Annotated in this window: 14 protein-coding genes; 11 read left to right on the top strand and 3 right to left on the bottom strand. The window is 41.0% G+C overall.

What is annotated here, in order from left to right; all coding sequences use genetic code 11:
* Positions 1 to 837: 837 nt before the first annotated feature.
* The gene (locus H8S63_RS12245) at positions 838 to 1,833 is read left to right on the top strand and encodes a YeiH family protein (protein ID WP_007756046.1); all 996 of its coding nucleotides are present in this window, start codon (positions 838 to 840) and stop codon (positions 1,831 to 1,833) included.
* Positions 1,834 to 1,963: 130 nt separating this feature from the next.
* Here H8S63_RS12245 and recA read toward each other — a convergent pair whose 3' ends face one another.
* Genes recA through H8S63_RS12260 form a run of 3 tightly spaced genes read right to left on the bottom strand, consistent with a single transcriptional unit; the run spans position 1,964 to position 4,700 of the window.
* Entirely contained in the window at positions 1,964 to 2,998 is a 1,035-nt protein-coding gene (recA, locus tag H8S63_RS12250) for a recombinase RecA (RefSeq protein ID WP_186926928.1), read from the bottom strand.
* Between the two features lie 23 nt (positions 2,999 to 3,021).
* Positions 3,022 to 3,477: a thioredoxin-dependent thiol peroxidase gene (gene bcp / locus H8S63_RS12255; RefSeq protein WP_007756041.1), complete on the bottom strand. Its 456-nt coding sequence runs from the start codon at positions 3,475 to 3,477 to the stop codon at positions 3,022 to 3,024.
* Positions 3,478 to 3,506: 29 nt separating this feature from the next.
* Entirely contained in the window at positions 3,507 to 4,700 is a 1,194-nt protein-coding gene (locus H8S63_RS12260; RefSeq protein WP_007756039.1) for a saccharopine dehydrogenase family protein, read from the bottom strand.
* A gap of 173 nt (positions 4,701 to 4,873) precedes the next feature.
* Between H8S63_RS12260 and H8S63_RS12265 the strand changes: the two genes are divergently transcribed.
* From H8S63_RS12265 to H8S63_RS12310, 10 genes are all read left to right on the top strand, one after another.
* Positions 4,874 to 5,662 carry an META domain-containing protein gene (locus H8S63_RS12265; RefSeq protein ID WP_186926929.1) on the top strand — a complete coding sequence of 263 codons (789 nt, stop codon included), beginning with the start codon at positions 4,874 to 4,876 and terminating at the stop codon, positions 5,660 to 5,662.
* Positions 5,663 to 5,991: 329 nt separating this feature from the next.
* A complete protein-coding gene (dnaK, locus tag H8S63_RS12270; protein ID WP_186926930.1) occupies positions 5,992 to 7,905 on the top strand; it encodes a molecular chaperone DnaK in 1,914 nt (637 codons plus the stop codon).
* Between the two features lie 202 nt (positions 7,906 to 8,107).
* Positions 8,108 to 8,653 carry a helix-turn-helix domain-containing protein gene (locus H8S63_RS12275; protein WP_117740245.1) on the top strand — a complete coding sequence of 182 codons (546 nt, stop codon included), beginning with the start codon at positions 8,108 to 8,110 and terminating at the stop codon, positions 8,651 to 8,653.
* Entirely contained in the window at positions 8,650 to 9,912 is a 1,263-nt protein-coding gene (locus H8S63_RS12280) for a site-specific integrase (protein ID WP_186926931.1), read from the top strand. Before H8S63_RS12275 ends, H8S63_RS12280 begins: the two co-directional genes overlap by 4 nt.
* 311 nt (positions 9,913 to 10,223) lie before the next feature.
* Positions 10,224 to 10,577 (top strand): helix-turn-helix domain-containing protein, encoded by a 354-nt coding sequence (locus tag H8S63_RS12285; RefSeq protein ID WP_186926932.1) that lies wholly within the window; start codon positions 10,224 to 10,226, stop codon positions 10,575 to 10,577.
* Positions 10,574 to 11,173, top strand: coding sequence for a BT4734/BF3469 family protein (locus H8S63_RS12290; protein ID WP_186926933.1), 600 nt, complete (start codon positions 10,574 to 10,576; stop codon positions 11,171 to 11,173). Before H8S63_RS12285 ends, H8S63_RS12290 begins: the two co-directional genes overlap by 4 nt.
* The gene (locus H8S63_RS12295; protein WP_186926934.1) at positions 11,124 to 12,929 is read left to right on the top strand and encodes a DUF3987 domain-containing protein; all 1,806 of its coding nucleotides are present in this window, start codon (positions 11,124 to 11,126) and stop codon (positions 12,927 to 12,929) included. The genes H8S63_RS12290 and H8S63_RS12295 overlap by 50 nt, the downstream gene beginning before the upstream one ends.
* A gap of 102 nt (positions 12,930 to 13,031) precedes the next feature.
* Positions 13,032 to 13,400, top strand: a complete 369-nt coding sequence (locus tag H8S63_RS12300) for a MobC family plasmid mobilization relaxosome protein (RefSeq protein WP_186926935.1) — start codon at positions 13,032 to 13,034, stop codon at positions 13,398 to 13,400.
* The gene (locus H8S63_RS12305) at positions 13,384 to 14,283 is read left to right on the top strand and encodes a relaxase/mobilization nuclease domain-containing protein (protein WP_186926936.1); all 900 of its coding nucleotides are present in this window, start codon (positions 13,384 to 13,386) and stop codon (positions 14,281 to 14,283) included. Before H8S63_RS12300 ends, H8S63_RS12305 begins: the two co-directional genes overlap by 17 nt.
* Entirely contained in the window at positions 14,283 to 14,900 is a 618-nt protein-coding gene (locus H8S63_RS12310) for a hypothetical protein (protein WP_186926937.1), read from the top strand. The genes H8S63_RS12305 and H8S63_RS12310 overlap by 1 nt, the downstream gene beginning before the upstream one ends.
* Positions 14,901 to 14,914 lie beyond the last annotated feature (14 nt).

Below are 14,914 nucleotides of genomic sequence, written 5' to 3' on the forward strand. Positions count from 1 at the left end.
TCTAATAGATAAGTACTTTTGGATTAAGTATAAACTATAAACGAAGGCTTTGTTTTTATAACTAAAACTTGCGTTTATAAAAACGAAAGCTTTAGTTATAAAAACAAAGCCTTCGTTTATAGTTTCCTCTTGTACAAAGGTAGGTTTTATATTTGAGAAAAAGAAGTTTAGCATTAATAAAAAGGAATTTATTTATTAATAGATTGTATGGAAAGTACTAGGATAAAGTGGAAGTAGGAAAGGGTGGCTGCGGAGTATGTTTATATATTTGGCATACTTTAAAAAGTGTACTGTACAGATTCCCGCGCTTTTTCTTTATATGGTAATCGCTTATCTAAATTTAGAACGCAAGTAAAAAATACTCTAATAGGTGTACCGGTTGATGATATAATTGAGACATCCAATCATTTTGGTTCGTGAATGCCTTCGTCATAATATCGTTCCATTTATTATAGATGAGCGCCATAAGCAATTTTATTATCGTGGACTTGGGGAGTTCGTGAATACTCATGGATATTTGCTAGATACTTGTCTCTCTGCTCATGATACTTATGTAGCGTGGGTAAAGTACTTTTATCCGGGATTATTAGACTGATAGATAGAAATAAAATCTGACTTTTATATGGGCTGTTTAATGAATCTTTTATGGTTGTTGCTTGGCTGCATTAGCGTTATCACCTTTGGGAAAAGATATTGTAGAAGTGTAATAAGGTAATCTTGATAAAGAAGAGGTTAGAGCTATAACTAAAAGTTATAACGTATAATTAGAAACGATTAGCGTGTCTTGATTGTTTGTCATACCTTTGCGCTCCAGAAAAACAATTAAAGATATATTATATGATTTCAACAGCTACAAAAACATTGCAGGCAAAAAATAAGACTATTTATGTCGCCCTGCTTTCTACTTTGACTCTTTTCTTATTTTTGGATTATATTCCGGGTTTGCAGGCATGGTCTGCATGGGTGACTCCTCCAGTAGCTCTGTTCCTCGGACTTATTTTTGCATTGACTTGCGGACAGGCACATCCGAAATTCAATAAAAAGACTTCTAAATATCTATTGCAATACTCCGTTGTCGGATTAGGATTCGGTATGAATCTGCAATCAGCGTTGGCTTCCGGTAAGGAAGGGATGGAGTTTACTATTATTTCGGTGGTAGGTACATTGGCGATAGGTTGGTTTATCGGACGCAAGATATTTAAGATAGATAGAAATACTTCTTATCTGATCAGTTCGGGAACGGCTATTTGTGGTGGTAGTGCCATTGCGGCAGTAGGACCGGTATTGAAGGCAAAAGATAGTGAAATGTCTGTGGCATTGGGTACTATCTTTATTTTGAATGCTATTGCGCTTTTCATATTTCCAATGATTGGTCATGCTCTGAACATGAGCGAACATGAGTTTGGTACTTGGGCGGCTATTGCTATCCATGATACAAGTTCTGTGGTTGGAGCCGGTGCTGCTTATGGAGAGGAGGCTTTGAAGGTGGCTACTACCATCAAATTGACTCGTGCTCTTTGGATTATTCCGATAGCTTTCGCTACTTCATTCATTTTTAAGAGTAAGGGACAAAAGATTAGTATTCCCTGGTTTATTTTCTACTTTGTACTGGCGATGATCGTAAATACTTATTTGCTGGATGGAATGCCGGAAATTGGAAATGCTATTAATGGAATTGCTCGTAAGACATTGACAATTACGATGTTCTTTATTGGTGCTTCTCTTTCGATAGATGTTCTGAAAGCAGTTGGCGTAAAACCGTTATTGCAGGGAATAGCGTTATGGGTAGTCATTAGTTTGAGTACATTGGCATATATCTATTACTTTGCATAAGTAAGAATAAGGATTAGGTAATATATAAAAGAAGTGGGAGAATGTTCGTTTCGTACGATATTCTCCCACTTTTTTTGTACAACCCTCACCCCTCCGATTACAGCTTTGAAAAACTGTAAGGTGGAAGTGATTATTTCTTCTTTAACTCTTCAAAGATCAGTCCTTCCAGCTCTTCTGCTAGTTCCGGATTGTCGGCAATACATTGTTTGGCAGCGTCGCGTCCCTGTCCCAGCTTCGTGTCGTTGTAACTATACCATGAACCGCTTTTCTTGATGATTCCCAGATCGGCACCCAAGTCAACGATTTCTCCGGAATGGGAGATGCCTTCACCGAACATGATATCAAATTCTGCTCTCCGGAAAGGAGGAGCCACTTTATTCTTCACGACTTTTACTTTAGTCAGTTTGCCCAGAATCTCTTCACCATCTTTGATCGGTTGTCCCGGACGGATATCCAAACGTACGGATGCGTAGAATTTTAAGGCATTACCACCGGTAGTTGTTTCCGGACTGCCGAACATTACACCGATCTTCTCACGCAACTGATTGATAAAGATACAAGTTGTACGTGTCTTGCTGACTGCTGCTGTCAACTTACGTAATGCCTGAGACATCAAACGTGCCTGAAGACCTACTTTATTGTCACCCATGTCACCTTCAATTTCAGCTTTAGGAGTCAATGCGGCAACGGAGTCGATTACGATAATGTCGATAGCGGAAGAACGGATCAGTTGTTCTGCAATTTCCAATGCCTGCTCCCCGTTGTCTGGCTGGGAGATGTACAGGTCGTCGATGTTTACACCTAATTTAGATGCATAGAAACGGTCGAAAGCATGTTCTGCATCAATGAAAGCTGCTATACCGCCAGACTTTTGTGCTTCGGCAATGGCATGAATGGCCAATGTCGTTTTACCGGAAGATTCCGGACCATAAATTTCGATGATTCTACCTCTTGGGTAACCTCCCACGCCAAGTGCCACGTTCAAGGCTATGGAGCCTGTCGGGATCACTTCTACTTGTTCAACACTGTCGTCACCCATTTTCATGATAGAACCTTTACCGAAGCTCTTTTCTATCTTTTCCATGGCTGCCTGTAAGGCTTTTAGTTTTTCGCTTGATGCCATTTTATTATCTGTTTCAAAATTAAGTTCGTCTTTCTTTGCCATACCTTATTCTATAATTAATAGATTTATTGATTTAAAATCTGTGCGGCGTGTTCTTTGGTCTTCACCTCTTTGGGAGTGATAATCCGTTCTACTATTCCTTCTTCATTAATCAGGAAAGTAGTGCGGAAAGTACCCATGTAAGCGCGTCCGTACAGCTTCTTTTCTCCCCACACACCGAACTCTTCTACTAATTTCTTGTCAGTATCGGCAATCAGCGTGAAAGGAAGATTGTTTTTCTCGATGAATTTCTGGTGTGATTTCTCATTGTCTACACTGACACCGATTACTTCATAGCCGACTTTGCGTAGTTCGGAGTAGTTGTCGCGCAGATTACACGCTTGCGCGGTACACCCCGATGTATTGTCTTTCGGATAGAAGTACAACACAATCTTTTTCCCTTTATAAGCACTTAAACGGATTTCTTCGCCTTTTTCATTGATACCCAAGATTTCCGGTGCTTTATCTCCTACGTTTATCATAACTTTCTTTTTATCGAACAGGACTACTCTTACAATTCCAAATCTTTGTCGAATTCTTCATGCCACGGAAGGCCTTGTTTATTGAGTTGTTCCATGAACGGATCCGGATTGAATTCTTCAACGTTGTTTACGCCCGGACGTTTCCATTCGCCTTTAAAGAACATCATAGCTCCGATCATTGCCGGAACTCCCGTTGTATAGCTCACTCCCTGCATACCTGTTTCTTTGTATGCTTCCTGGTGGCTGCAATTATTGTACACATAGTATGTACGTTCTTTTCCGTCTTTCAGACCACGTATACGGCAGCCGATAGAAGTTTCGCCTTCGTAGTTTTCGCCCAAGTCCTGCGGGTTAGGCAGAACTGCTTTGAGGAACTGCAGAGGTACAATCTTCACCCCATTATAATCGACCTCGTCAATGCGAGCCATGCCAATGTTTTGGATAACACGTAAATGAGTTAGGTATTCTTGTCCGAAAGTCATCCAGAAACGTGCACGTTTGATAGTCGGGAAATGTTTTACCAATGATTCCAGTTCCTCATGATATAGAAGGTATGAATCACGTGGACCGATATTCGGATAAGTCAGGTCCTTATGAATTTCCAGAGGACCGGTAGTTACCCATTTCCCGTTTTCATAATAACGTCCGTTCTGTGTAATCTCGCGGATATTGATTTCCGGATTGAAGTTTGTTGCAAATGCCTTGTGGTGATTTCCGGCATTACAATCTACAATATCCAGATACTGAATTTCGTCGAAATAATGTTTAGCTGCATAAGCTGTATAAATACCGCTTACTCCCGGATCGAATCCACAACCAAGAATGGCTGTCAGCCCTGCTTCTTTGAAACGTTCGTGATATGCCCATTGCCAACTGTATTCGAAATGAGCTTCATCTTTCGGCTCGTAATTGGCAGTATCCAAATAGTTTACTCCTGCTTTCAGGCACGCTTCCATAATAGTCAGGTCCTGATAGGGGAGGGCGACGTTAATCACCATTTCCGGTTTGAAATCATTGAACAGAGCTACCAGCTCGTCCACATTGTCGGCATCGACTTTTGCTGTTTTTATATTGGGGTTACCTATTGCCTCGACGATTTTATCGCATTTCTCTTTCGTACGGCTGGCAATCATTATATCTGTAAAAATGTCGGCATTCTGTGCCACTTTGTGTGCAACGACAGTACCAACACCACCTGCACCGATAATAAGAACTCTACCCATTTTCTTTAATTGCAAATTAAAAATTAAGAATATTAGAATTGTTTATGGAGCAAATATACGTGATTATTTTTAGATAATCATTCGTCTCGCTCTCTTTTTATTTACCTTTGTGAAGTCTATTCTCAATTTTTTTGTTATCTTTGTCCTCAATTTAACTTAAACGTTATAACAATATGAATAAAGTACTAGTTTCAATTTGCATTGCAGGTACAGCACTTGCAATGTCTTCATGCCGTTCAGTAGAGAAGGCAATGCCTTTGTCATCAATCAATGGCGAGTGGAATATCATAGAGGTCAATGGCTCGAAAGTGACTCCAGGCGAAAGCAGAACCCTTCCTTTTATTACTTTTGATACTGCAACCGGTCGTGTGTCCGGTAATAGCGGCTGTAATCGTATGATGGGTAGTTTCGATGTAAATGCGAAACCGGGAAGCCTTTCGTTGGGCGCGATGGCGGGTACGAAGATGATGTGTCCGGATATGACTACTGAGAGAAATGTATTGGGTGCTTTGGCACAAGTAAAAGGATATAAGAAAGCCGGTAAAGATAAAATGTATCTTTGCAATGCATCCAATCGTCCGGTTGTGGTTCTTGAAAAGAAGGAGGCTAATGTGAAATTGTCTGTTTTGAATGGAGAATGGAAAATAAAGGAAGCGAATGGCGAAGCAATCCCTTCTGGGATGGAAAAGCAACCTTTCATCGCTTTTGATGTGAAAAAGAAAACAATTCATGGCAATGCCGGATGTAACTTGATAAACGGTGGCTTTGAAACCAGCGCAAGCAATGCTAAATCAATCTCTTTTCCGGGAGTGGCAAGCACGATGATGGCTTGTCCGGATATGGAAACGGAAGGTAAGATTCTGAAAGCCTTGAACGAGGTGAAGTCATTTGATGTATTATCAGGTGGCGGAATCGGTTTGTATGACGCAAATAATGCATTAGTGCTCGTCTTGGAAAAGTAATAAGTAAGAATAATATATAATAATTAAGGTATGCCTGTGTCGCACATGACGACATAGGCATATTTTTTTGTTGGCATTGAACCAGAACCGCCTGTATTTGTTTAATGAGTCAGTTGCTGATAGTGTCCGGGTTTGATTGTGTCAGCAGTGTTTTATTTGTTGAAACTGTCTTTTTGGCAGATATTATGTCAAGCATTCGTATAATTTCTTTTTGGCATACGGTTTGTCTTTTAATAAACGTCCGTTTGGGATTACACCCTAGGAAAAGGATGGAAAAACAACCGGACAAAAGAAATTATAGAATAAATAATAAATAAAAAATAACGATCATGGGAAAAATTATTGGTATTGATTTAGGAACAACAAACTCTTGTGTTGCCGTATTTGAAGGTAACGAACCGGTAGTAATTGCAAACAGTGAAGGTAAGCGCACAACTCCTTCAGTAGTTGCTTTTGTGGATGGTGGTGAACGTAAGGTAGGTGATCCTGCTAAGCGTCAGGCTATTACCAACCCTACGCGTACGATTTTCTCTATTAAACGTTTCATGGGTGAAACTTGGGATCAAGTACAGAAAGAAGTAGAGCGTGTTCCTTATAAAGTAGTGAAAGGTGACAACAATACTCCGCGTGTGGATATTGACGGTCGTCTGTATACTCCGCAGGAAATTTCTGCAATGATTCTTCAGAAGATGAAGAAAACTGCCGAAGACTATTTGGGACAAGAAGTGACAGAAGCTGTGATTACCGTTCCTGCTTATTTCTCTGACTCTCAACGTCAGGCTACAAAAGAAGCCGGACAAATTGCTGGTCTGGAAGTAAAACGTATTGTAAACGAACCGACAGCCGCAGCTCTTGCCTACGGTCTGGATAAGGCTCACAAAGATATGAAGATTGCTGTATTCGACCTTGGTGGTGGTACATTCGATATCTCTATCCTCGAATTCGGTGGTGGTGTATTTGAAGTGCTTTCAACAAATGGTGACACTCACTTGGGTGGCGATGACTTCGACCAGGTAATCATCAATTGGTTGGTACAGGAATTCAAGAATGATGAAGGTGCTGACTTGACTCAGGATCCGATGGCTCTGCAACGTTTGAAAGAGGCTGCTGAAAAAGCTAAGATTGAATTGTCTTCTTCTACAAGCACAGAAATCAACTTGCCGTACATTATGCCGGTAGCCGGTGTACCTAAGCACTTGGTTAAGACGTTGACTCGTGCTAAATTTGAATCTTTGGCTCACGGATTGATTCAGGCTTGTCTTGAACCATGTAAGAAAGCGATGAGCGATGCAGGTTTGAACAATGCCGATATCGATGAGGTAATCCTTGTGGGTGGTTCTTCCCGTATCCCGGCTGTTCAGAAACTGGTAGAAGATTTCTTCGGCAAGACTCCTTCTAAGGGCGTGAATCCGGATGAAGTTGTAGCTGTAGGTGCTGCTGTGCAGGGTGCTGTTTTGACAGATGAAATCAAAGGTGTGGTATTGTTGGATGTTACTCCGTTGTCAATGGGTATCGAAACGCTGGGTGGCGTAATGACTAAATTGATTGACGCTAACACTACCATTCCGGCACGTAAGAGTGAAACATTCTCTACTGCTGCCGACAACCAGACGGAAGTTACTATCCACGTATTACAGGGAGAACGTCCGATGGCTGCACAGAATAAATCAATTGGTCAGTTCAACTTGACAGGTATTGCTCCGGCTCGTCGTGGTGTTCCTCAAATTGAGGTTACATTTGATATCGATGCCAACGGTATCTTGAAAGTATCTGCAAAAGATAAGGCTACCGGTAAAGAACAGGCTATCCGTATTGAAGCTTCCAGCGGTTTGAGCAAGGAAGAAATCGAAAAGATGAAGGCTGAAGCTGAAGCTAATGCTGAAGCAGATAAGAAAGAACGTGAAAAGATCGACAAGCTGAACCAGGCTGACAGCGTAATCTTCTCTACTGAAAATCAGTTGAAAGAATTAGGTGATAAGTTGCCTGCTGATAAGAAAGCTCCGATTGAAGCTGCTTTGCAGAAATTGAAAGATGCTCACAAGGCACAAGATTTGGCTGCTATTGATACTGCTATGGCAGAAATCAATACTGCTTTCCAGGCTGCAAGTGCTGAAATGTATGCACAGAGCGGTGCGCAAGGTGGAGCACAGGCTGGTCCTGATATGAATGGTGGTGCTGGCCAGCAAGATAGCAGAAAGCATGGAGATAATGTACAGGATGCTGACTTTGAGGAAGTGAAATGATTCCGATAAGGAAACAGATAACAAACAATAAGCAAAAGCGTGCAGCTCAATGAGTTGCACGCTTTTTGCGTTTATGGGGTTCATGGTTGCTATGCGTTTTCTATGGGCTTTTTATCTCTTATTTGCGACATGTTTGCGACACGTCTTATTTGGCGATAAGGTACAACTTAAATTGATATAAACCATTTAAAACGAGAAGAATATGCCAAGAGGAAATTACATCATTCAAAGAAGTTGCGAGGAGTGCGGTAAAATCTTTACTCCTCCGACATTAGTGTCGAAGTATTGTTGCCCTGCTTGTTCCAAGAGGGCGTATAAGAAAAGACAAATCGCAAAAGAGAAAGAAGCGATACGCCAAGCACTGATTAGACGAATACCATCCAGTAAGGGGTATCTAACCGTAAAGGAAGCTATGCTGATTTACGGAATTAGTAAAGACGTTCTTTATCGTATGATACGGCAAGGCTTGATACCGTCATACAATTTTGGTCAGCGTCTGATACGCCTTAGTCGGCAGTATATGGATGAACACTTCAAAACAAAGGCAGGGAGTAGAAAGAGAAAAAAGGAGGCATTGTCCTTTGAACCCAAAGATTGTTACACCATCGGAGAGATCGCAAAGAAGTTCCATATCAATGACAGCAGTGTGTTTAAGCACATACGCCGTCATTCTATTCCTACACGCCAAATCGGTAACTATGTTTATGTTCCCAAATCTGAAATTGATAAATTGTATAAGTCGTTATGAAGAAAGCATTACCCAATACCAAAGTGACCGTCAAACTCAGAAGGTCGAATTATAAAGAAGAGTGGTATCTGATTATAGAGTCATACCCAGTGTATAAGCGAGGTTCTAAACGGGCAAGCCGTGTGGTGGAATCTATCAACAGAACTATATCCACACCCATTTGGGATAAGTCATCCATAGCACGAATCTTGCCGGATGGAACATTCAACTATAAGCCTAAACGTGATTTGAATGGAATTATCCAATGCCGTTCAACGATAGACCAAGAGGCTTGTATCTATGCCGACAATGTGCGTAAGTTACGCCAACACGAATATGACAGTGCCGTCCTCTACACTGATAAGGAAAACGAAATCGCGGCACAAAATGAACGAAGCGAACAGGACTTTGTCAAGTATTTCAATGGCATCATCAGCAAACGGCATCCCAATAGCTCTAATTCAATCATAGTCAACTGGACCCGTGTGGGAGAATTATTGAAAATCTATTCGCAAGGTAACCCAATTCCGTTTAAGACGATTTCCGTAAAACTACTTGAAGACATCAAGATGTTCCTGTTACGTGCCCCGATGGGAGGCAATAAGAAAGGGACTATCTCACAGAATACGGCATCCACCTATTTCTCCATCCTCAAAGCCGGATTGAAACAGGCGTTCGTTGATGAATATCTGACAGTTGACATCAGCGCAAAAGTAAAAGGAATAACAAACATAGAGACACCTCGTGTTGCACTTACCATGAATGAAGTGCAAATGTTGGTTGATACTCCTTGCAAAGATGATGTTCTGAAACGTGCGTTTTTGTTCTCTATCCTCACAGGATTGCGACATAGCGATATTCAGTCATTGAAATGGCAGCAGATTCAACAGACAAGCAAAGGTACATGGCAAGCGGTCGTAGTTCAACAAAAAACGAAACGCCCCGATTATAAGCCAGTCATTCAACAAGCCCTTCAACTATGCGGTGAACGCCTAAGTAATGATGAAGCACTCGTTTTTGAAGGATTGACTGATGCTTCTTGGATTTCCCGTCCTTTGAAAGCTTGGATAGAAGCATCCGGCATCAAGAAGCATATCACTTTCCATTGCGGCCGACATAGCTACGCTTCGCTATTGTTGGAAAATGGTGTTGACATATACACCATTAAGTCTTTAATGGGACATACAAACGTCAAAACCACGCAAATTTATACGCATATCGTAAACGAACAAAAAGAGAAAGCCGCCAATACATTACATATCGGAAATTTGGACTTATAGGTTATGGTGGAGATTTACACCATTGAGCATCAGCGACTTATATAATACCAACGATAAACTTACCACCGTTTACCCCTCATGAAGCATCGCCTTTTTGAGGGGTATCTTGTAGTATAGGCGTTCTCAGGGATGATATTATTAGTGTCAATAATGTTTTTTCCCCATTTATTATCTCTTCCAACCAATCCTTAGGTTAATGAAAATTAAATCCGTCGGTGGCAAATAAGTGGTTAATTGGTGGCTTTCAAGCACCTATTTAGCACTCATAAACATCCCTATACTTTTGCGGCATCAACTTTAATACGAAGAAAATGGCTTATAAAGTAAATTCATTGGAGGAAATGCCAAATGCGTTGTCCTACCTGATTGAGTCCGTAGAAGTACTGCAATCCAAAGTAAATGCCTTGCAACATAAGCAAGCAAGTAATTCACCCAAGTGGATGGATATAGACGAGCTTTGTGCTTATCTGCCATCACATCCAGCCAAACAGACAGTTTATGGATGGGTTTCTACCAAACAGATTCCCGTACATAAAATAAATAAGGCTTTGGCTTTCCTGCAATCGGAGATTGACGATTGGTTGAAGAACAAATCGCACAAGACCCAAGATGACTTAATGGAAGAAGCCAAACGATTTGTCGAATCTAAAAAGATCATCAGATGATGGGAACGACAGATTATTACTTTTCGTTCTTTCGCAAGCCCATTCAAAACATAGAACCGATAAGGGCGGTAGGCATTGTGGATGTGTATCGATATGTCATCGGGCATTATGCGCAACCACAAACCGAGTCTCTGCGTTCGATGCTATTTTCTCCTGAATCCAAAAGATACAAAGCCACTCATTTCGACTATTGTACTTTTTCGGGATTATTCCGTAAACGGAATGAGAAGGAACTGATTATGCACTCAGGATTGATGTGTTTGGATTTCGACCATGTGGAGAATATCGTGGAGCTAAAACAGCAATTACTCAATCATGAGTATTTCGATACGGAACTGTTATTTGTCAGCCCATCCGGTAGCGGATTGAAGTGGATAATACCTGTTGATTTGAAAGGCTGGGAACATTCCCGGTACTTCAAGGCTGTTACCAACTGTATCAAAGCGACAGGTTTGCCATTGGTGGATATGTCCGGCAGTGATGTGGCTCGTTCATGCTTCTTACCCTACGACCCACAAGCATATATTAACCCTAAATACAAAGATGATGTCGAAGAAAATATTTTCCGCCCAAGATTGGGAGAATGTCCCTTCTGAAATACTGCAAACACATACGCCTGATATTGCTCCTATATGTAATAAGGTAAAAGACGATGTAGAAAGTGTTGTTCAGGAGATAGAACAACGTGGCATTGATATAGCACCCAATTATAAAGATTGGATGGAGTTGGGTTTTGCGCTTGTTGATGGATTGGGAGAGAACGGACGGGAATATTATCATCGCATCAGCAGATTTTACCCTACCTATCAAAGGGAAGAAACAGACAAACAATACACGCATTGTCTGCACTCCAAAGGGCAAGGCATTACTATCCGTTCTTTCTTCCATTTGGCAAATCAAGCTGGAATCTCATTGGCTCCGTTCTTCAAAGAGCATTTATCCATTTTGCCAAATATCCAAAATGGTAAAACGGGTAAATGGATAAAATCAGAAGAAGAACTTCCTACATTTCCTGAATGTGTGTTTGAGCATCTTCCTCCTTTTCTAAATGAGATTGTCAACAATTCCATTTCGGTGGATGACCGTGATACGATACTGATTGGGGCGATTGTGTGTTTGTCGGTATGCTTTCATAATGTTTGTGGTGTGTACGATGAACGCATTGTTTATCCGAATCTTTATCTGTTTGTTGTGGCAGATGCAGGTATGGGAAAAGGGGCATTAACCCTATGCAGAGAATTGATAGTACCCATTAACCGCAATTTGCATGAACTTTCAAAGCGATTGGAACAGGAATATAAAGAAGCGATGGCGGCTTACATCAAAGGCAAGAAAGATGGCGGAATGACCATGCCAGCCGAGCCGCCCATGCGTATGCTTGTCATTCCTGCCAATAGCAGCGCAAGCTCTTTCTTGAAGATATTGGGAGATAATGACGGAGTTGGACTATTGTTTGAGTCGGAGGGCGACACGTTAAGCCAAACATTGAAGTCGGACTATGGCAATTATTCCGATGTGTTGCGAAAAGCATTCCATCATGAATTGGTCAGTTTGAGCCGGCGCAAGGACAGGGAGTATTGTGAAGTAGCCAATCCGAGAGTTTCCGTAGCTTTGGCTGGAACTCCCGAACAGGTAAGAAGATTGATACCTGATGCAGAGAACGGATTGATGAGTCGCTTTTGCTTCTATATCATCCGCTTCAAGCGAGGTATAAGAAATGTGTTTGCTACAAGCGATATTTCTCAATCTAAAAATTCAATGTTCAAACTATTGGGAGATAAATTCTGCCATCTGCATGAGGAATTTGTACGGCAGGGAAATTATTCTTTTTCCCTTCCCTCCGATTTGCAGGAACACTTTATTGAATATCTCAGTCGTGTGAATGAGGAGTGTTGTGACGAAGTGGATAACAAGATGCAGGGAGTAGTCAGACGGATGGGACTGATTGCTTATCGTATAATGATGGTGTTGACCGCTGTCCGGAATTTGGAGAATGTACATCGTAATTCTTCCTTACTTGACGGGGCAGAGCGATTGGTTTGCCATGAGTATGACTATTCTATAGCCATGAATATGTGCGAAACCTTACTTTATCATGCCGTATTCATTTATCAGAATTTATCAGGAAATCAGTCCAAACGATTCTATACCGCTTCGCAAGAGACTGGCGTTTATGCACGAAGGAATACCCTTTATAATATGTTACCCGATACTTTCACAAAGAAGGATTATGATGCGGCAGTTTTAGCTTTGGGTGAAAATGGAAGTACTGCAAACAAGTGGATAGAAGCCTTTATCAAAGATGGCAAGCTATGCCGAATAGAGCAGGGGAAATATAGGAAGATTTTTTGAGTGGCAAGTTTGTGTTTTAGTGTCACTAAAACCTATGCGGCAAGCGGATGGAACAGCCACTCTCAAAAAATCAATTCATGAACATTGAAAGTTAAGATAAATATGAAGGAGAAGAAACTTGGCGGTCGCCCTAAGTTGGCGAACTATCAGAAACGTACCAAATGTTTTCGGGTAATGTTTACCGAGAACGACTATATCTATATCCAATCCAAAGCGGAACAGGCAGGATTGTCTGTCAATGAATTTTGCCATCAGGCGGCAATGGATTGTCAGATCTGTCAACGTATCAGTCCTGAAATGGTATCGGCAATCCGTGATCTTTCCGGCATCGCTAATAATGTCAATCAGATTGCCCATCAGATGCACACTTATGGTTTAGAAGCAGTCAAACAACAATGCTTTTCAGTCATATCAGAAGTCAGTAGAATTATCACTCAAGTAAAGAACAATAGCCATGATAGCGAAGATTAAAACAAGAGCAGATTTCGGAGGAATAGTAAATTACGCCAATGACCAAAAGAACAAGAAGAAATGTGCCATACTTTTAGCACACGAAGGTGTCTGTGCCATCAGTAATAAAACCATAGCCGATTCTTTTCAGATACAAGCGTCCATGCGTCCGAAAGTAAAAAATCCGGTGAAACACGTATCACTTGCTTTTTCTTCGCAGGACATTAACCGTTTTCCCGATAATGAAGAAGGAGATAAACTTATGGTGGAGATTGCCAAGAAATGGATGGAACAAATGGGGATTCGCAATACTCAATATATCATAGCCCGGCATCACGACACGAAACATCCTCATTGTCATTTGGTGTTCAATCGGATAGACAATGATGGCAATCTTATCTCTGACAGCAACGAAAGAATACGTAATACTAAAGTATGTCGGACTTTGACTAAACAATATGGACTGTACTTTGCTCCTAAAAATAGCAAAGCCAGAAACAAGAGTCGTTTGCGCCCTTATCAATTACGGAAGTATAATCTACGGTCTGCAACTCTTGATGCATTGGCTGTATCTCGCTCATGGCGTGACTTCTTTCGTATTCTCAAAAGTCAAGGGATAGATTTGCGTTTTAATCATGCTGAAAATTCGGATAAAATTCGTGGCATATCATTCTGTCAAAATGAGTATAGTATAGCTGGTTCTAAACTTGATCGTGATTTGAGTTTTAATCGCCTTTGCGTTACGTTGGGCAATGTGGCAGCGGAACTGGTTGTTCAACCTCATCAAGCCATAACTTCCGGTGGAGGTGGAGGAACAAATAATGAACAAGGATGGCGAGACGACAAAGACAAGGACAACCAAAGAAACGAACCTTTTTATAAACCTTCAAAACGTAGAAGATAATGAAAGAAGATGTGGTAGCAGCAAATCTTGCAAATTTGCGCCAAAGTATCAACGAGCTTAAAGAGTGTATTGAAAAACAGAATACTACAGTTCCTAAACCAGAGCAATCAGTAAAAGTGGACTTCGATGAAAAGACCATTTATAATGGAGTCGCCAAAAGTTTCTGTACTTGCTGGAACGATGCGTTATCAGTGGTGAAGAAGCATATCTGGAAGCAACAATCGGACACATTGCCGTTCTCGCTATGGTTTCCGAAGTTTATTGAATTATTCAAGCAGAAGTCCAGATTTCTTGAATATCTTTATCGGCACGTTTGCGATTATAATCTCAATCGCATGAATATCGAAGCAAATACCGAAAGCATATTAAAACGGCAGGATGAGATATTTGTCAAAATCAATGAGTTGAAAAGTCCTGTAACCATTATTCCACCTAATATCAATGGGATGTTTATACGTGGCTATCATATCAAACTTCGATATGTTGTAGCCTTTATTGTCATTATTGTTACGTGGGCTGTTGTAGCATCGGTTAGTAGCATGAAGTATAAGGAAGAATCCTTTGCACATTATTCGATGTATAGGGCGGTGAAAGAGCTGTACTTAATAAAAAAGTAGATAGCAATAAAAAA

The organism is Bacteroides sp. NSJ-39, from assembly GCF_014287315.1.
GTDB lineage: Bacteria > Bacteroidota > Bacteroidia > Bacteroidales > Bacteroidaceae > Bacteroides > Bacteroides finegoldii.